General features: G+C 68.7%; 14 protein-coding genes. 9 read left to right on the top strand and 5 right to left on the bottom strand.

Annotation, left to right across the window (positions count from 1 at the left end; translation table 11 throughout):
* Positions 1 to 406 precede the first annotated feature (406 nt).
* Positions 407 to 973: a hypothetical protein gene (locus AB0J66_RS31560; protein WP_364668363.1), complete on the top strand. Its 567-nt coding sequence runs from the start codon at positions 407 to 409 to the stop codon at positions 971 to 973.
* A 15-nt stretch (positions 974 to 988) separates the two neighbouring features.
* On the opposite strand, the gene AB0J66_RS31555 is transcribed toward AB0J66_RS31560, so the two are convergent.
* The 5 genes from AB0J66_RS31555 to dnaA all read right to left on the bottom strand — a co-directional run bounded on the left by AB0J66_RS31555 (position 989) and on the right by dnaA (position 8,024).
* Complete coding sequence (locus AB0J66_RS31555; RefSeq protein WP_364668717.1) at positions 989 to 1,474, bottom strand: DciA family protein; 486 nt, start codon at positions 1,472 to 1,474, stop codon at positions 989 to 991.
* A gap of 430 nt (positions 1,475 to 1,904) precedes the next feature.
* On the bottom strand, positions 1,905 to 3,035 hold the full coding sequence (gene recF, locus AB0J66_RS31550; protein WP_364668361.1) for a DNA replication/repair protein RecF: 1,131 nt from the start codon (positions 3,033 to 3,035) through the stop codon (positions 1,905 to 1,907).
* Between the two features lie 7 nt (positions 3,036 to 3,042).
* Positions 3,043 to 3,918, bottom strand: a complete 876-nt coding sequence (gene gnd / locus AB0J66_RS31545; RefSeq protein ID WP_364668358.1) for a phosphogluconate dehydrogenase (NAD(+)-dependent, decarboxylating) — start codon at positions 3,916 to 3,918, stop codon at positions 3,043 to 3,045.
* A gap of 40 nt (positions 3,919 to 3,958) precedes the next feature.
* Positions 3,959 to 5,092: a DNA polymerase III subunit beta gene (gene dnaN / locus AB0J66_RS31540; RefSeq protein WP_364668356.1), complete on the bottom strand. Its 1,134-nt coding sequence runs from the start codon at positions 5,090 to 5,092 to the stop codon at positions 3,959 to 3,961.
* A 1,174-nt stretch (positions 5,093 to 6,266) separates the two neighbouring features.
* Positions 6,267 to 8,024 (bottom strand): chromosomal replication initiator protein DnaA, encoded by a 1,758-nt coding sequence (gene dnaA / locus AB0J66_RS31535; protein ID WP_364668354.1) that lies wholly within the window; start codon positions 8,022 to 8,024, stop codon positions 6,267 to 6,269.
* A 586-nt stretch (positions 8,025 to 8,610) separates the two neighbouring features.
* On the opposite strand from dnaA, the gene rpmH reads away from it, so the two are divergent.
* The 8 genes from rpmH (at position 8,611) to AB0J66_RS31495 (ending at position 15,769) form a co-directional block, all read left to right on the top strand.
* Positions 8,611 to 8,748 (top strand): 50S ribosomal protein L34, encoded by a 138-nt coding sequence (gene rpmH, locus AB0J66_RS31530; protein ID WP_097329385.1) that lies wholly within the window; start codon positions 8,611 to 8,613, stop codon positions 8,746 to 8,748.
* 38 nt (positions 8,749 to 8,786) lie between these two features.
* Complete coding sequence (gene rnpA / locus AB0J66_RS31525) at positions 8,787 to 9,143, top strand: ribonuclease P protein component (protein ID WP_364668351.1); 357 nt, start codon at positions 8,787 to 8,789, stop codon at positions 9,141 to 9,143.
* A complete protein-coding gene (gene yidD, locus AB0J66_RS31520; RefSeq protein ID WP_097329387.1) occupies positions 9,140 to 9,397 on the top strand; it encodes a membrane protein insertion efficiency factor YidD in 258 nt (85 codons plus the stop codon). The genes rnpA and yidD overlap by 4 nt, the downstream gene beginning before the upstream one ends.
* A gap of 1 nt (position 9,398) precedes the next feature.
* On the top strand, positions 9,399 to 10,445 hold the full coding sequence (gene yidC, locus AB0J66_RS31515; RefSeq protein ID WP_364668348.1) for a membrane protein insertase YidC: 1,047 nt from the start codon (positions 9,399 to 9,401) through the stop codon (positions 10,443 to 10,445).
* 144 nt (positions 10,446 to 10,589) lie between these two features.
* On the top strand, positions 10,590 to 11,150 hold the full coding sequence (locus AB0J66_RS31510; RefSeq protein ID WP_364668345.1) for a R3H domain-containing nucleic acid-binding protein: 561 nt from the start codon (positions 10,590 to 10,592) through the stop codon (positions 11,148 to 11,150).
* Positions 11,151 to 11,468: 318 nt separating this feature from the next.
* Complete coding sequence (rsmG, locus tag AB0J66_RS31505) at positions 11,469 to 12,203, top strand: 16S rRNA (guanine(527)-N(7))-methyltransferase RsmG (RefSeq protein ID WP_364668343.1); 735 nt, start codon at positions 11,469 to 11,471, stop codon at positions 12,201 to 12,203.
* Positions 12,204 to 13,790: 1,587 nt separating this feature from the next.
* Positions 13,791 to 14,738 carry a ParA family protein gene (locus AB0J66_RS31500; protein ID WP_364668715.1) on the top strand — a complete coding sequence of 316 codons (948 nt, stop codon included), beginning with the start codon at positions 13,791 to 13,793 and terminating at the stop codon, positions 14,736 to 14,738.
* A complete protein-coding gene (locus AB0J66_RS31495) occupies positions 14,735 to 15,769 on the top strand; it encodes a ParB/RepB/Spo0J family partition protein (RefSeq protein WP_364668340.1) in 1,035 nt (344 codons plus the stop codon). Before AB0J66_RS31500 ends, AB0J66_RS31495 begins: the two co-directional genes overlap by 4 nt.
* The last annotated feature ends 1,712 nt before the right edge of the window (positions 15,770 to 17,481 follow it).

The raw sequence follows: 17,481 nt of genomic DNA, 5'->3' as shown, positions 1-17,481 counted from the left end.
GCCGGTCGCCGCGGACGGCCCGCGGATCGTGATCGGCTGGAAAAACCGCGTAGCGTGACCGCAGACGGCCTGATCCGGCCGTCCGCGATCCTGACACTCAAGTTTTCCCGGTCTCCATCGATTCTACTCCGCCGAATCGAGTTGGTGAGGGTCCGGCACCCCTTCCGGGTGCCTCAGATTGCCGTAGCCGGATTTAGGGCGCGTCCTAAGTCCTCCCCTACACGGAACGGGCACCGCCCGCAACGGCAAGTGATCCGGCCGCCGATCGCTGGGGCGCGCCTGCCGGGTCCCGCGGCCACGCGCTGCGACACTGCCTCCCAGCGGCGGGGGTTTGTGTCGTAACCTCCCCGCGCGGGCCGGTGCTTGGCCGGACGGCCGCGAATCGGTCTAGGAGGGATGGCCCCCAATGGCGCACGACAAGGGGCTGGAGAACGTCGCGGTGCATTGGCCGCGGACCAACCAGTACTACGACCCGGTAGCTCCCGCCGAGTTCGTCGACTTCGGGGCGATCGCCGACGCCCCCGAGATCGCCGCGCCCACGGGAGCGCTGGCGCTGCACATCGCCAAGACCGGCACGGTGCGGGCGACCGCGTACACCGAGCTGGTGGATCTGCTCCTCGGGCTGGGCGGCGTGCTGTACGCGACGGAGGCGGCCGCCGAGGACGAGGACCCGGTGATCGACCCGGACGGCTGCGCCTGGATCGCGGGCGGCCTCGAGCGCTTCGTCGAGGGCCACGAGAAGTACGGCGACCTGGTCACCTTCGACACGGTGGCCGAGGTCATGCGCAACGCGGTCTCGGCCGGCCGGCTGGCCGAACAGCAGCTGCGCTGGCTCGATCAGCGCCTGGCCGCCCTGCGCGACGACGCCGGCAACGCGCCGCACTGGAGCTTCGCCCGCTCCGAACTGGCCATCCTGGCCGGGTTCTACCGGCGCTGCGCCGAGCGCGGCTTCGCCGTCTTCGCCGACTACTGAGAGCCAGGGCCAGACCTAGCCGTACGTGTCCCGGGGTCCCCGGCCCTGAACGCGCCGGGGGCCCTTGCTCCAGGACGGGGCGGCCGGGCCGTGGATGTTGAGCTTGGTGACGACGTTGTGGCCGACCTCGCCGGCGATGTTGCGCAGCAGGGTGGCGGCCAGCAGGCGCAGCTGGGTGGCCCAGGCGGTCGACTCGGCCTCGACGGTCAGCACGCCGGCGTCGAGCTTGACCGGCCGGCTGTGCGAGGCGATCTCGGGGCCGACCACCTTCTCCCAGGCCCCGAAGACCGTGGCCTCGGCCTTGGGGCGTTCCCAGCCCCGAGCCTTCATCAGACGGCCGAGCACGTCGCCGAACAACTGCGGGTCACGCGGGTCGGGCCCAGCACCGGAGTAACCGCGCAGCCGTTTCTCGCCCTTGGCGCCGGTCGGGCCACGGCGCGGCTTGCGGGCCAGGTTCTCGCGCCGCCGGGCCAGGGCCGCGTCGAGCACGGCCCGGGCCAGCTCGGGACCCGAAGGGCCTTCAGAGCCTTCCTGAGCCTTCGGTTCGCCGCCACCCTGGGTGGACCCAGCATTCTCGCCTTCTGAAGCCTCAGCGGGCCTGGAAGGGCGTCCGGCGGGATCTTCCGAGCGCCATCGTGACCGTTCCGGGTGCGCCGCAGCCGCGGTCTCGGCCTCGTACCAGCCGTCGTCGGCCACCCCGAGCTCCTCGCGGGTCAGGCTGTCCGGCCGGGCCTGTGGATAAAACCGCTCCGCTGTGGATGGCGGCTGGGGCCGGTCACCGTCCGCGGGCGGACGGTGCTCACGCATCAGGTCGTCGTGCCGGCTGCGCTCCCGCACGAGGTCGTCGTGGCGGGTCCGGTCGTCCCGGCGGGCCGGGTCGTCGTCGCGGTGCGCCCGGTTGCCGTCCCGGCGGGCCGGGTCGTCGTCGCCTCTAGCCGGCACGGGCCACCGACCCGGTGGTGACGTCGTAGCGAGCGCCGCGCAGGGCGGCCGGCACGTCCTCGGGGACGGCACAGGTGACCAGGAGCTGGGCCGCGTCCGAGACGAGGGCGGCCAGGCGCTCGCGCCGGCCGCCGTCGAGCTCGGCGAAGACGTCGTCGAGCACCAGCACCGGCTCGATGCCGTCGGAGCGCAGCAGGTCGTAGGCGGCCAGGCGCAGCGCCAGGGCGAACGACCAGGACTCGCCGTGGCTCGCGTAGCCCTTGGCCGGCAGGTCGCCGAGGTTGAGGGCGAGGTCGTCGCGGTGCGGGCCGACCAGGGTGACGCCGCGCTCGATCTCGGCCGTCCGGCGTTCCTGCAGCGAGTCGAGCAGGGCCTGCTCGAGGGCGGGGCGGTCCGGGGTGAGGCCGTCGCCGAGCTTGGCCGCGTAGGCGATGGCGGCCGAGGCCCGGCCGGCCGCGACGGCGTCGTATGCCTTGGTGAGATGCGGCCCGAGGGCCGCCACCAGCTCCAGCCGGCCGGCCAGCAGCTCGGCGCCGTGATGGGCCAGGTGCTGATCCCAGACGGCCAACGTGGACAGATCCTGGCCGCGGTTCCCGCCGACCTTGCGGGTCAGGTACGCGGTGCGCAGCAGGGCGTTGCGTTGCTTGATCACCCGGTCGTAGTCGGCCCGGACGCCGGCGTAGCGCGGCTGGCGGGCGACGAGCAGGTCGTCGAGGTAGCGGCGGCGCTCCGACGGGTCGCCGCGGACCAGCTCGAGATCCTCCGGGGCGAACAGCACCATGCGCAGCGCCCCGAGGATCTCCCGCGGGCGGCGCACCGGGGACCGGTTGAGCCGGGCCCGGTTCGCCTTGCCGGGCACGATCTCCAGCTCGACCAGCAGCTCGCGTCCCTCGTGGACGATCGCGCACCGGACGACCGCGCTGGCCGCGCCGGCCCGGACCAGCGGGGCGTCGGTGGCCACCCGGTGACTGTCCAGAGTGGCCACGTAACCGAGTGCCTCGATCAGATTGGTCTTGCCCATGCCGTTCTGGCCGACCAGCACGGACACGCCGGGTTCGAGATCGACCGCGACCCGCTCGTAGGAGCGGAAGTTGGTCAGCTCGACCCGGCGTACGTACACGGCTCGCTCAGACGGACTTCACGGCGTGACCGCCGAACTGGTTGCGCAGCGCGGCCACGGCCTTCATCGCGGGCGAGTCGTCCTGACGGGACTCGAACCGGGTGAAGATCGAGGCGGCCAGGACGTGGGCCGGCACGGCGAGGCGGACGGCCTCGTCGACGGTCCAGCGACCCTCACCGGTGTCCTCGACATAGCCCTTGATCTTGTCCAGCTCCGGGTCGGCGTCGAGCGCCCGGTCGAGCAGGTCGAGCAGCCACGACTTGACGACGCTGCCCTCGCGCCAGCTCTTGATCACGGCGGGCACGTTGTGGACGAGCTCGGAGGCCATGAGGATCTCGTAGCCCTCGCCGTACGCCTGCATCATGCCGTACTCGATGCCGTTGTGGATCATCTTGGCGTAGTGGCCGGCGCCGTGCGTGCCGGCGTGCGCGAAACCGAACTCGCCCTCCGGCTTGAGCGCCTGGAAGATCGGCAGGCAGTGCTGCACGTCGGCCTCGTCGCCGCCGACCATCAGGGCGTAACCGTTGGTCTTGCCCCAGATGCCGCCGGAGACGCCGACGTCGAGGTAGTGGATGCCCTTGGGCTTGAGCCGCTCGGCGCGCGGGGCGTCGTCGGTGAACTTCGAGTTGCCGCCGTCGATGATGATGTCGCCCTCGGACAGCAGGTCCGCGAGCTCGTTGATGGTGTCCTCGGTGATCTGGCCAGCCGGCACCATGGTCCAGACGACCCGCGGAGCGGCGAGCTTCTCGACCAGTTCGGCCAGGTTGGCCACGTCGCTGTTCTCCGGGTGGTGGTCGTAGCCGACTACCTCGTGACCGGCCGCGCGAATGCGATCGCGCATGTTTCCACCCATTCGGCCGAGACCGATGAGGCCGAGCTGCATGGTGTTCCCCCTAGATCGTGCGTTTCCCTCAGGCCCAGTATCAGCGGGTTACCCTGATCGGCATGATCAGATAGCGGTATCCGGGGATGATTTCGCCCTCTTCCGTTGCGGGCGAGATCACAGCGGGCTTGAACGCGTCGACGAAGGAGAAGACCGCGATCGGCGCTCCCAGGTTCTGCAGACCGTCGATCAGGTACTGCGGGTTGAAGCCGATGGTCAGCGGCTCGCCGGTGAAGGTGGCCTCCATGGCCTCGCTGGCCCGCGCCTCCTCCGTCCCACCGGCCTCGACGACCAGACCGTCCTCGCTGAAGCTCAGCAGCACCGGAGTGGTGCGCTCGGCCACCAGGGCCACCCGGCGGACGACCTCGACCAGGCCGGAAACGCTGATCTGGGCCTGCGCGTTGCTGCTGGCCGGGAACAGTGAGCGCACCGGCGGGTAGTTGGCCCCGTCGAGCAGGCGGCTCGTGGTGCGGCGGGTGCCACCGGCGAAACCGATCATGCCCTCGCCCGCGTTGCCCTGGGCCAGCGCCAGCGTGACCGAGCCGCCCAGGGGGCCGAGCGTCTTGGCCGTGTCGTTGAGGGTCTTGGCCGGCACCAGCGAGTTGAGGCTGATCTCGGAGTCGTCCGGGTTCCACTCCATCTCGCGCATGGCCAGCCGGTAGCGGTCGGTGGCGAGCATGGCCATCGTCGAGCCGTTCAGCTCGATGCGCACGCCGGTCATCATCGGCAGCGTCTCGTCCCGCCCGGCCGCGATGGCGACCTGGGCCACGGCGGCGGCGAAGGCGGCCGCGTCGACCGTGCCGGTGCTCGAGGGCATCTCGGGCAGGCTCGGGTAGTCCTCGACCGGCATGGTCGGGAGCGTGAAGCGGGCGCTGCCGCAGACCAGCTCCAGATGCGCGCCGACGGCGGCGATGTCGACCGGCTTGGCCGGCAGGGCCTTGGTGATCTCGGCGAGCAGACGGCCGGAGACCAGGGCGGCGCCGTCGGCGTCGGCCTGCACCTCGACGGTCACCTGGCTGGAGACTTCGTAGTCGAAGCCGGAGACCTGCAACCTGCTGTCGGTGACGCGCAGCATGACGCCGGCGAGAACCGGCACCGACGGGCGGCTGGGCAGGCTCTTGGCTGTCCAGGCCACGGCATCGGCGAGTGCGTCTCGCTCCACCCGGAACTTCATGCTGTCCTCCGCGTCGCTTCCTCATGTTGGTGGAGCTTCGACCATGTGGCAGGGCTTGAGACCCCCACGAACCTTATTGCGGGCGACGGAGCGGCGTCGCTCCGGCCCCGGTGCGGGTTTCTCGATCAAGCTGACGAACGACGGCTCGAAGCGGATCACCCACAACATCCACAACGCCGTTCATTGCTTTTTGTTCTCTTAGAAGAGATATCTAGTCGTCTTCATAGGGCCTGTGCATAGTGTGGAAAACCCGCGTTGCTGCTGGTCAGAGGGTTATCCACCTGTGGTTCACAGGTGGGAAACCAGGGTACAAACCCCGGTCCTCATCCACAGTCGCGGACCCGACGGGCGGTTGTCCACCGCTGTCCACCGGTTATCCACCGGATATCCACGGGTTTTATCCCCCGGCCTGTGGACGGCGTAGCAACGCTACCGGCTCGTCGTCCCCAGAACCTTCAACAGGAAATCCACAGCCGTCCACAGGCTGTGTGATCAACTGTGACTCTTCGTGTCTGTCCACATCGATTTCCCCAGGGCTGGTCCACATCTGTGGAGAACGGATCGGGGAGTTCTCCACCGCTGGGGATAAACCCCTGTGGACGGCTGTGGATTAGTGTGGACAACGTTGGCACGAAACGGTTGCGTTCCGGCGTTGACAATCGGGCCCGGGGATGGGTGAGGGCGGCGACGGGTTGTCGGGCGCATCGACGGGTGGCCTGTGGGAAACCGGGGCCGAGGGGTCGCGGAGTTATGCACAGGCTGGGGACAAAGGCTGAGGAATACGGGGAAATCGCCCCTCTGGGCGACACGAATGGGTGTGGATAACCCCGATCGGGTGTGGACAAACGTGGGTCGGGCGGCGGCGCGCACTCAGTCGGCCGCCTTGCCACCTGCGGGCGACGTCGTGGGGAATCTGGGGGCCGCGCCGGCGGTGGGCGTCGGCTTGTGGGTGCCTGTGGACAACCGGTGGATGAGGCGCGTTTGGCCTGGTCGGGGTGCGCCTGTGGGGTTGTGGGTATAGGCCGGGGACGGCAGCGCAACCCGGCGGCGCAGCGCGGAGCCGGACCACCGACTGGCCGGGCTGGCGCAGGCGGGTGGTCGTGGTTGCGGTTGTGGACAGGCGGATGCGTACCGCCGGGGGAAAGCGCGAGAGAGGCCGCTCAGGCCGGGACGATCAGGTGTTCTGCTTGATCCGGTTGGTGAGCTCGGCGATCTGGTTGTAGAGCGAGCGCCGCTCGGCCATGTGCTGACGGATCTTGCGGTCGGCGTGCATGACCGTCGTGTGGTCGCGGCCGCCGAAGGCCTGCCCGATGCGCGGCAGCGAGAGATCGGTGAGCTCGCGGCACAGGTACATGGCGACCTGGCGGGCGTTGACCAGCACCCGGCTGCGGGAGTGGCCGCGCAGATCCTCGAGGCTGACGCCGAAGTAGTCGGCGGTGGAGACCATGATCTGGTCGGCGGTGATCTCCGGGCCGGCCCCGTCGGGCATGAAGTCGCGCAGGACCTCCTCGGCCAGGGCCAGCTGGACCGCGCTGCGCGTGAGGCTGGCGAAGGCGGTGACCCGGATGAGGGCGCCCTCGAGCTCCCGGATGGAGTTGGAGACGCGGGAGGCGATGAACTCGAGGACGTCGTCGGGCGCGTACATGCGCTCCTGAGCGGCCTTCTTCTGCAGAATCGCGATGCGGGTCTCGAGGTCGGGCGGCTGGATGTCGGCCAGCAGGCCCCACTCGAAGCGGGTGCGCATGCGGTCCTCGAGCGTGGCCAGCTGGCGAGGTGAGCGGTCCGAGCTGATCACGATCTGCTTGTTCGCGTTGTGCAGCGTGTTGAAGGTGTGGAAGAACTCCTCCTGCGTGCGCTCGCGGTTCTCCAGGAACTGGATGTCGTCGATCAGCAGGATGTCGACGTCGCGGTAGCGCCGCTGGAACGCCTGCGTCTTGTCGTCGCGAAGGCTGTTGATGAAGTCGTTGGTGAATTCCTCGGTCGAGACGTAGCGGACGCTCCGCGCATGACCGAGGGTGGTCGCGTAATGACCGATCGCGTGCAGCAGGTGGGTCTTGCCGAGCCCGGAGCTGCCATAGATGAACAGCGGGTTGTACGCCTTCGCGGGTGACTCGGCGACGGCGACGGCGGCCGCGTGCGCGAAGCGGTTGGACGAGCCGATGACGAACGTCTCGAACATGTACTTCGGATTGAGCCGGTTGCCGTCGTTGGTGCCGCGCGGGTTGCTCGACGGGCGGATGTCGTGCGGCGAGCGGCCGGGGCCGTTGTCGCCGCCGCGCATCGGGAGCGTGTCGTCGCGCTCGGGGCCGAACTGGGGCTGGCGGTCGTCCGGGCGGCGCTGGTTGTCGCGCAGCTGGGCCGGGTCGGCGGCCATCCGGTGCACGGGCGGCTCGTTCGACTCCGGCTTCTCGGGCGCCGGCGGCCGGGTCATCGCCGGCGGCTGGGGCATCGGGTCGGCGAACAGCGCCTCCTGGCCGCCGCGGGCGGTGGGGACGCCGTACGGACCGGTGGCCGCGGGCCGCTGAGCGGAACCCGGCGGATAAGGGTCGTAGGCCGGGGGGTCGGGCGGGCGGGGCGGCTCGGCGTAGTGCCGGGGCTGGGCCTCACCGGGCTCGTCCGGCGCCTGCTCGACCGGTGTGCCATAAACCTTGCCGGGCAGACCGGTTCCGTCCTCCGGGGGCTTGACAGTGACGGCGACCTGGATCGGCCGGTTCAGCCGGCGGCTCAGCGCCTCGGTGATCGCCGGGCGCAGGCGGGACTCGATGACGTCGCGGGTGAAGGCGTCCGGGACGGCCAGCAGCGCCGTGTCCTCGACGATGGCGCGCAACTGAGTCAGCTGCAGATAGGCGCGCTGCTGACGCGACGAGATCTCGTCGGCCAGTTCATCCAGCGTCGCCTTCCACACACCGCTCAGGTCGACCTGATCGGCCACCGCCGCGCCACCCCCATCGCCACCGACCCCCGGTGGACCTTGTCCGGCTCTACCGCTCGTCGCTGCCCCCAGGCACTCGACGTCTCCCCCAACCCAGCACAACATTTAACGTGCTGAAGACGCTCGGCGCCACCGGCTGTCCACAGGTTATCCACAACCCCTGTGTACGCGTCGGTGGTCGCTTCCCCGGCCGGATGGTCGGCAGACCCCGGAGCCTGAAACGGCGCGGTTTCGCAGGCTCACCGTGCCGAACGATTCACCTGCTTGTCTGGTTTTGGCCGACTCGTCGTGGTATGCGTACACCGCTGATGACCAGCAAACGGGCACGCTAACAGCGAGGTCGCTGCAGCATCAACTCCCGGATCGGCGGGCAAGGGCCCGACCGCAGGAAAAGATTCACAACGCGCGCAGACTCCCATCCCCGGTCAGGGGCGTTGATCTCCCGGTCGGCGTGCCGATCAAGGATATGGTTGACCGGCGCGGTCGCCCTGCGTAGGGTCGAGCGGTTGCTCCGCCGCGTTCTGCTAAAGTGGCGTCTTGCAGCTTTGATGCCCCCTTCAGTGTTGTACGAAGACGGAGTTCTGACGTGAGCAAGCGCACCTACCAGCCGAACAACCGCCGGCGCGCCAAGACCCACGGCTTCCGGCTGCGCATGCGCACCCGTGCCGGCCGGGCCATTCTGGCTGCTCGCCGTGGCAAGGGCCGCGACAAGCTGTCGGCCTGAGCCGACCGCCTGTCGGGCCCGGAAATGGCCAGGTAGTCGTGCTGGCCGCGGCGCAGCGACTGCGGCGTAGTTCCGACTTCGCCGCCGCTATCCGCGGCGGTCGCCGGGCTGGTCGCGGGACGGTTGTCGTCCATCTGCTTATCGAGGAGCCGGTGCAAGCCTCCGCGGCGCGCGCCGGCTTCGTCGTATCCAAAGCTGTCGGGAATGCGGTGGTCCGTAACAAGGTCCGCCGCCGGCTCCGGCATCTGGTCCGGCCCCGGTTGGACGGGCTGCCCGGCGGATCGACGCTGGTGGTGAGGGCTCTGCCCCCGGCCGCCGAGGCGTCCTTCGCGACCCTGGCGGCCGATCTCGACGGCGCGCTGGCGTCGGCGCGCAAGCCCCGGCGGCCGCGATGAGCGTGCTCGCCCGTGTGCTGACGGCGCTGGTGGTCGCGTACCGTCGTTATGTGAGTCCGGTGCTGCCGGCCCGCTGTCGGTTCTATCCCTCGTGCAGCGCGTACTCCCTGGAGGCGCTCCACAAGCACGGCGCCGTGCGAGGGACGGGGTTGACGGTCTGGCGGCTCCTGCGCTGCCACCCCTTCCATCCTGGCGGGTACGACCCGGTACCTGACCCGATCCGTCACCGTCCTGCCGATGTGACTGGAGCCTGAATTGAGTCTCGACTGGATCTACTACGCCATCTCGTGGATCCTCCTGCGCTGGCATGCTCTCTGGGACTTCATCGGAGTCCCGGACGGCCGGTTCCTCGGCACGAACTGGTCGTGGGTCCTGGCCATCGTCTTCCTGGTGGTGACCGTCCGGGTCATCCTCTTCCCGGTCTTCGTCAAGCAGATCAAGAGCCAGCGGGCCATGCAGGCGCTGCAGCCCAAGGTCAAGGAGCTGCAGGAGAAGCACAAGGGTGACCGCGAGACGCTCCAGAAAGAAATGATGGAGCTCTACAAGACGGAGAAGGCCAACCCGCTCATGGGCTGCCTTCCGATGTTCTTGCAGATCCCCGTCTTCCTGGGCCTGTTCCACACCCTGCGCCGGCTCAACCCCGAGAACCAGGGCAAGACGCTGTACGGGTGGACGGTCGAGCAGTTCGAGAGCGCGACCCACGCCTCGCTGTTCACGGCGCCGCTGCCGGCCAAGTTCGGTTCCAGCGCGTCGGAGCTGGCGGCGCTGGAGGCCAACGGCACCACCGTCAAGATCATCGCCGGCATCCTGGTGCTGATCATGATGACGACGACGTACCTGACCAGCCGTCAGATGATCCTCAAGACCGGCTGGGCCGAGGACCCGCAGCAGAAGATGATCCAGCGGCTGATGCTCTACGGCATCCCGCTCTCGCTGCTCGTCTCGGGTTCGCTGTTCCCGATCGGTGTCATCATCTACTGGGTCACGAACAACCTGTTCACCCTCGGCCAGCAGCAGTGGGTGCTCCGCAAGTTCCCGCCGCCGCAGATGGCCAAGAAGAACGCCTCGGCCCCGGCCCGCCCGACCCGCCCCACCGGCCCGCCGGCCAAGAAGCCCGCCGGTGGCGGCACCGCCCCGAAGAGCCCGGTCCAGCCCGGCCGCAGCGGTGGCCTGTTCGGCAAGAAGAACCAGCCCGAACCGCAGCCGCCCGTCGTGGAGACCAAGGCGGTGGCCCCGAAGCCGGGCGCCAAACCGGTGAATCCCAAGAAGGGCGCCCGACCGGCGAGCAAACCCAAGGGATGATCGCGGCTCGGGGCTGTTCCGTGGTCCTTCGGAACGGCGCCCGAGCGCTCCCCTTACCTCGACCTCCCCGCGGCACCCTCAATTACTCGCCGCGGAAACAGCGGACCGAGCAGGTCCGGCCCGATTGACTACGGAGATGAGACCGTGACCGACACCAGCACGCCCGAATCGTCAGTCTCCGGCGACGCGCCCGCGGACGCCGCCTCCACCGAAGAGACCAAGACGTCAGAGAGCGTGGCCTCGGACGGCGACCTGTTCCGCCAGAGCGAGATCGCGGCCGACTACGTCGAGGGGCTGCTCGACATCCTCGACTACGACGGCGACATCGACGAGCTCGTGTCGGCCGGGCGCCCGATGGTCGAGGTGGTGGGCGGCCGGCTGCAGCCGCTCGTCGGCCAGCGCGGGGCGACGCTCGAGGCGCTGCAGGAACTGACCCGGCTGGCGATCTTCCGGGCGACCGGCTCGCCGTCGCGCCTGCTGCTCGACATCGGCGGGTACCGGGCGTCGCGCCGCAAGGAGCTCGCGGCGGTGGCCCGCAACGCGGTGGAGAAGGTGAAGGAGCACGGCGACCCGGTGCGGCTCGAGCCGATGTCGGCCTTCGAGCGCAAGTGCGTGCACGACGTGGTCAACGCGATCTCCGGGGTGCAGAGCGAGTCCGAGGGCGTGGAGCCCAACCGGCGCATCGTGGTGCGGGTGGCGGACTGACGAATGACTGACCCACGCGCCAGCGCGGGGGAAACCGGCCCGGGTGAGGGATCGCCCGGGCCGGTTTCGTTCCCGGCTTCTTCTTCCTCTTCCGCGGCGTCGTCCTCGAGGTCGGCGCCGGCGCGGTTAGGGCCGCGACGGCCGGTCGCGTTTCCGGGGAAGCGTGCCTCTTCGGGTAGCGGGGATGCCCGTTCTTTGTCTTCGGGGTCGGCTTCTGCTCCGGCCTCGCCTGGGACTTCCGCGGCGTCGTCCCCTGCCGTTGCGGACTCTCCGTCCCCCTCCGCGGCGGCCTCTCCTTCCGCGCCGATCTCGCGCCCGGTGGCTTACGAGCCGCCGGCGGAAGTTGCCGAGGCGGCGGCGCGGGTGTTCGGGGATCGGCTGGGGCTGGCGACGGAGTACGCGCGGCTGCTGGTCACCGACGGGGTGGTTCGAGGGCTGATCGGGCCGCGGGAGGCGCCGCGGATCTGGGAGCGGCACCTGGTGAATTGTGCCGTGGTGTCCGAGATCATCCCAATCGGGGCTTCGGTGGTCGACGTGGGGTCCGGTGCCGGTTTGCCCGGTATCGTGCTGGCAGTGGCCCGGCCGGACCTGCGCATCACCCTGGTCGAGCCGCTGGCACGACGCACCGCGTTCCTGTCGGAGGCGGTGACCGCACTGGGTCTCGACGCGGCCGTCACGGTCGTCCGGGGCCGCGCCGAGGATGTCGTCGACGGGCCCCCCGCCGGCGCCGACATCGTCACCGCGCGGGCGGTCGCCCCGCTCGACCGGTTGGCCGGCTGGTGCCTTCCGCTGGCTCGCGTCGGTGGCAGGTTGCTGGCGCTGAAGGGCGCTTCGGCCGCCGAGGAGGCCGCGGAGCACCGGCAGGCGATCGCCGATCTGGGCGGAGCCGAACCGGAGATCCACCTCTGTGGGGAGGGCCTGATCGAGCCGCCCACCACGGTGGTGGAGGTCGTCGTGCAGTCGAGGCCGAAGCCGCCCAGCCGGGCGGCGAGCCCGGCCCGCGGCCGTTCCGGCGACCGCAAGACCGGGCGTGGGAGACCACGGAGGGGATAGATGTCCAGGCGGGGCGCACGCAACCGAAACCCGAAACCGAAGCGTCCCGACCAGCCATCCCCTGATCCGAAGCCCGAATCCGCCGCCCAACCCGGCCGTGGCTCCCAGCCCGGGGCGGCTGGATCCGCTGGAACTACGCCTCGGTCGGGGCCGGCTCCCTCGCCCACGGCCGTCCCTCAGCCGGGGTTGGCTTCTTGGTCTGGCTCCGGGTCTGAGGCGGATCCGTCGGGTGGCTCCGCTTCGTCGTCTGGGTCGGCACCCTCGGCCGTGGTTGGTTCTTCCCCCGGGCGGAGTCCTTCGTCTGCGTCTGGACGAACTTCGCCGAATGGCCCCTCCTTATCCTCTGGATCGGGGCCTTCGTCTGGACGGGGTACGGCGTTCGCGGACGAACCCTCGGCTCCGCCCGTGCTTGCTGAGCAGGATGGGCGCGGCAACGGGGCTTCGGTAGCGCCGGCTCAGCGGAAGCGGCGGCGTGGGAAGAAGGGGCGTGAGGCAGTTCCTTTCGGTCCTTCCGGCTCTTCCAGCTTTCGTGGTCCGTCCGGGTCTCCCGGTTCTCCCGGTCCGTCTGGGTCTCCCGGTTCTCCCGGTCCGTCTGGGTCTCCCGGTTCTCCCGGTCCGTCTGGGTCTCCCGGTTCTCCCGGTCCGTCTGGGCCTCCCGGTTCTTCCGGCTTCTCCGGCGCTCCCGTTCGTTCCGGTTCTCCCGGTGCTCCCGGCTCTCTCGGCTCTCTCGGCTCGGACGTGGCTGCGTCGGTGCCGATGTCGTCCACCGGGCCGCAGACCGAGGTTGAAGCCTCTGGGGCGTCGGTGGGTGGCATGGTCGTCTCTGTGTTGATCGGTCCGACTGATCAGCGGGTGGCATCTCCCTCGTCGGTTGTTCTGTTCGAGGGGCTGAGAGCCCCTTCTCGCGATGGTGTCCGGATGGGGCCGACCGGTGTGGGGGGCGGCGAGCAAGACGCGGCAGCGAGCATCTCGGAGGTGCTAGATCACGGCCTCGATCGGGACGCAGACGATGAGACGGCCCGGCCGGGTGCGGCTTCCCGGCGTACAGCCGAAGAGGGGGACTCGCGAGGAGCGCGAGAGGCGGCAGAGGGCCGTGTCGGCAGCGAGATCGCTGGAGGCGCGGGGTCGGCCGTTGAGTTCCGAAGTGGGGACGGGATGGGGGCGGCGTTGCGGCTCGTTCCCGGGGTGATGGTCTATGCGGCACCGGAGGGATCGTCGCCGGTGCCTCATCGGACGGATGGCCGTGGCGAGGCTCGCCCGACGGCCGTAGGCTGGCCGGGCGTCGATAGTGTGGTCCGGTCTTCTGCCACCGGAACGCACGTGTCGCCGACCGACCCGTTCCTCACTAACAGGGATAAAACGGTGCATGAGTACGGTGTTTCACGTGAAACCGAGTCACCTCTCGATTGCGATCGGACGCCCGACATGAGTCAGCGTGGCGCCTACAACACTTCAGACGGCGTTCCGGCTCCTCGGGCCGGTGGTGGATACCCCGGGCAGATCTACGGAAGGCCGGCGTCACCTCCGGCCGATGTGCCGTCTACCGCCTCGTCGCCGGTGTCCGCTGCCCCGGTTTCGGCCTCTCCGGTGTCGGCTGCTCCTTCTTCGGGTGGCCCCATCGCCTCGGACGAGCATGTTTCACGTGAAACGCCGAGCCGGGATGAAGACGATCCACCTCTAGCCATGGAAGCGTTGCGAGCTGTGCAGATCCTCAACCCGAGCGGCGAGATCACCATGCCGCGCCCGGACCACCCGAGGGTGCTCTGCGTCGCGAACCAGAAGGGTGGCGTCGGCAAGACCACCACGACCGTGAACCTGGCGGTCGCCCTGGCGCTGCATGGCAACCGTGTCCTCGTCGTCGACCTCGACCCACAGGGGAACGCCTCTACGGGTCTCAATGTCCCTCATCATGCTGGCGTCCCTGACGTGTACGACTGCTTGATCGACAATGTGCCACTGTCGGAGGTGGCACAAGGCGTCGAGGGCATCCCGAATTTGTGGTGCGTGCCGGCGACCATCGACCTGGCCGGTGCGGAGATCGAGCTGGTCTCGGTGGTCGCGCGCGAGTCCCGTCTGGCTCGGGCCATCGCGGCCCACCCGGAGAAGTTCGATTACGTCTTCATCGACTGCCCGCCGTCGCTGGGCCTGTTGACGGTCAATGCGCTTTGTGCGGCGCAGGAGGTTCTGATCCCCATCCAGTGCGAGTACTACGCGCTGGAAGGGCTGAACCAGCTGATCAACAACATCAATCTCGTACGGCAGCACCTGAACCCGACGCTCGATGTCTCGACCATTCTGCTGACCATGTACGACCGGCGGACCCGTCTCGCCGACGCGGTTGAGCAGGACGTTCGGAACCACTTCGGCAGCAAGGTGCTCAACGCTGTCATTCCCCGTAACGTGCGTGTCTCGGAGGCTCCGAGCTACGGGCAGTCCGTGATGACCTACGATCCGGGATCAAGGGGCGCTACCAGCTACTTCGAGGCCGCCCTGGAGATCGCGATGCGTGGCGTCAATACGGGAGGCACGGCATGAAGAACCGTCCGCGGGGCGGGCTGGGCCGCGGCCTGGGCGCGTTGATTCCGACGGCTCCGGCGCCGGCTGCGGTTCCGGCGTCGGCACCGGCCTCGGTTGAGCCTGCGGCGTCGCCTGTCTCGGCGCCGCCCGCTTTTGCTCCGCCGGCCCCCTCCCCTGCGGCATCCGCTTCTCCGGAACCATCGGATTCTGAGCTGGCGCCGGTGCCGGGGGCTCGATTCACCGAGCTTCCCGTCGGCTCGATCGAGCCGAACGCCAAACAGCCGCGGCACGTCTTCGACGACGAGGCGCTGGATGAGCTGAAGACCTCCATTCAGGAGGTCGGTTTCCTCCAGCCGATCGTGGTGCGAGAGCTCGGCAACGGCCGGTACGAGCTCGTCATGGGTGAGCGGCGCTGGCGAGCGGCACAGGCTATTGGGCGCGAAAACATCCCGGCGATCATCCGGGAGACCCGCGACGACGCGATGCTGCGGGACGCGCTGCTCGAGAACATCCACCGGGCCAACCTGAACCCGCTGGAAGAGGCGGCGGCGTACCAGCAGTTGCTCGAGGAGTTCGGCGCCACGCACGAGGAACTGGCCAAGCGCATCGGGCGCAGCCGGCCGCAGATCTCCAACACGATCCGGCTGCTGAACCTGCCGGCGCCAGTGCAGCGCCGAGTGGCTGCGGGAGTCCTGTCGGCCGGGCACGCGCGGGCGCTGCTGGGGTTGGACGACACGGAGGCGCAGGAGAAGTTGGCGCTGCGGATCGTCGCCGAAGGTCTCTCGGTGCGGGCTACCGAGGAATTGGTGTCGCTGGCGATTGCGGACGGGCCGGCCAAAAAGGCGGCGCCTACGCGTCGGGCCAAGGTGCACGCGCCCGCGCTGAACGATCTAGCCGATCGGTTGAGCGACCGCTTCGACACCCGAGTGAAGGTCGACATCGGCCGCAACAAAGGCAAGATCACGATCGAGTTCGCCACGGTCGACGACCTGGAGCGGATCGTCGGCATGATCGGCGTTGACGAGGAAGGCGCGGGCGGCGAGGAGTAGACCGCCGACTGGATCGTCTATCGGGGTGCGCGACGGCGGTCGAGCGCCCCGATTTCTTTTTCCGACGTTTGTTGTTGATGGGCGGCGATCTCTTCCGGAGAGTGCCTCCGAATCGGCTCAGATCCGGTTCTGTCAGAGCCATTCTCCTGGGATTTCGAACCTCGGGTGAGCGGGCGGCTGCCCGGTTTCTGACGTCCGACTTAAGTGTTTTGCTAAGGGCAAACAGATTTATATCACAATGTAGGTATGTAGGTATTGATGCAGAAAGCTAGTTTGAGGCGGCGTCCGGGATGAGGATGGTGTATCCAGGTTCTTATCTTCTAGGCGGTCGTCGGCATGAGTGGCGATACGCTGCCGACTAGAACGAGGCGTCGCGATTCCGGGTCGTACATCCTTGAGGCGGTTCGCGATTCGCGGTCTCTCGCATCTGGTCATAGAGGTCGCAGCGTCCGAGTGGACTCGTAGGTGTGTGCGATCGCCGAGCCCGAACGTGTCGGTTGAGGCGGTCGGGATCACGCCGGCGCACTTCACCCTGCCCCGGCGGGCCTTTTCGAGCGTCTCACCCTGGTCCGGATGGCCCCTCCCTTGGGCGAAGGACAGCTGTGCAGGCCGATGCCAAGAAGCATCCGGCGGTTCGCTTACCGATGAAGGCTCCGGGTGCCGTGCCTGGCCGATCCAAGCCGGATGGCCTTCGCTGCCGACGGGGGCAGAGGATTCCTGACTGGCCCTCATGCCGATCTGAATCTACGGCCCAGTCAAGCGCGGACGCCTCGGTATTGCGGTCCACTTCCTAGAGTTCGCGGCGGTTGCGTCAGCCTGCCTCCCGGCAAGATCGCCGAGAGGCCTATCCGAGTCGCCGTCCACGGGGACGGCATGGGGAAGCAGCATGGGGTCGACTTCGCCCACACGAACGATCAGACCATGATCAGCCGGTTCTGGCGCTTCGGTTTCACGTGAAACGAGAGATCATCCCTCTGCTGAATATTTGCCGTCGTTGTCTGAGCCATCCCGTCGACGTCAGCAGTCTGGTCAACAACGCGGGGTTCGAGGATTTATGTGTCGGCTCGGGCGGTGGTCGGTTTTTGCCGTCGGGGCGCTTCTCGCTCATTCGGCATGATGTAGCTGCGGCCTCTAGGCAGAGCTACGGAGTGGCCGACTCAACTTGGCGGCCTCAAGGTGACAGCGGGGACGGGTCGGGTCCAGATGCATGTGCCGCTATAGCGGAGTTGTTGGAGCGCTAGAGCATCGCGATGACGGTGTCGTGGAGCGCTCGACGATGACTTGCGATGCTCCGTCCTGCTGAGGGATCAGACGCAGTGGCGGTATCCGGGTGGCCTGGTTCCACGTGAAACGACCGGCTCTTACAACGCCGCGGCGGGAGAGACACGGCCTGTTGCTCGGTCCGTCTTGTTAATCATTTGCGGCGCAACGCCTTGGCTTCCCCACGCGTTCGACTGGGTCGCCTGGCGCTGGCGGCGAGCGCCACAATCTGAGTGGCTTCCCGTCCCCCGCCGACTCCATTCCCTAATGACGACCCCTTTGGACGAGTCTTCTGGCCGGCCCTTCGTTTCACGTGAAACCGATGAAGGGATGGACGTATCCTCCTTCGGAGCCGGGAGCCGGGAGCCGGGAGCCGGGAGCCGGGAGCCGGGAGCCGGGAGCCGGGAGCCGGGAGCCGGGAGCCGGGAGCCGGGAGCCGGGAGCCGGGAGCG

The sequence above is a fragment of the Actinoplanes sp. NPDC049598 genome, assembly GCF_040675435.1.
Lineage (GTDB): Bacteria > Actinomycetota > Actinomycetes > Mycobacteriales > Micromonosporaceae > Actinoplanes.
Note: the sequence above shows the minus strand (reverse complement) of the source record. Positions and strands in the feature narration are given on the sequence as shown.

What these genes read in the sequence shown, in the direction of transcription:
- AB0J66_RS31560 (WP_364668363.1), top strand. Translation starts at nt 407, where the DNA reads ATGGCGCACGACAAGGGGCTGGAGAACGTCGCGGTGCATTGGCCGCGG.
- gnd (WP_364668358.1), bottom strand. Translation starts at nt 3,918, where the DNA reads ATGCAGCTCGGCCTCATCGGTCTCGGCCGAATGGGTGGAAACATGCGC.
- dnaN (WP_364668356.1), bottom strand. Translation starts at nt 5,092, where the DNA reads ATGAAGTTCCGGGTGGAGCGAGACGCACTCGCCGATGCCGTGGCCTGG.
- yidD (WP_097329387.1), top strand. Translation starts at nt 9,140, where the DNA reads ATGAGCGTGCTCGCCCGTGTGCTGACGGCGCTGGTGGTCGCGTACCGT.
- AB0J66_RS31495 (WP_364668340.1), top strand. Translation starts at nt 14,735, where the DNA reads ATGAAGAACCGTCCGCGGGGCGGGCTGGGCCGCGGCCTGGGCGCGTTG.